The 361-nt window shown below is 63.4% G+C and carries 1 protein-coding gene; it reads right to left on the bottom strand.

The annotated features are described in order from the left end of the window. Window positions 1–361, bottom strand: a 361-nt coding sequence (locus tag CWM58_RS27940; RefSeq protein ID WP_133122446.1) for a hypothetical protein, incomplete at both ends; no start/stop codon positions are given.

The raw sequence follows: 361 nt of genomic DNA, 5'->3' as shown, positions 1-361 counted from the left end.
GCCGCCTGGCTGCCAATCTCCCCTGTCAGCTGCACTTCCTGCAGGCGCCGCTGCTCCTTCTCCTTGTCAAATATCGGCCCGATACTGCCGCTGGCGTGTTCCGTGTCGCGACTCAGGTCAGCCACGTCCTGCTTCTGGCTGGCCTGGTCACGGATGATGATAGTGCCCTCGGATACCGCCGACTGCGTCGTACCTTCCGCATGGCCTTTGCTGCCGCCACCCGCCAGCAGGGCGCTGGTCATGTTCCCGGCGAACTGAGAGCCAATGCTGCCCCCGGTGCTGATACCGCCGCCCTGATGCTGCGTCTTATAATCCGCCTGGTTGTGGATATCGCTGAAACCCAGCGTGCCGGTATCGAGGC

Origin of the sequence: Klebsiella sp. H-Nf2, from assembly GCF_002806645.1 — a bacterium.
GTDB classification, from domain to species: Bacteria; Pseudomonadota; Gammaproteobacteria; order Enterobacterales; family Enterobacteriaceae; genus Klebsiella; species Klebsiella variicola.
Note: the sequence above shows the minus strand (reverse complement) of the source record. Positions and strands in the feature narration are given on the sequence as shown.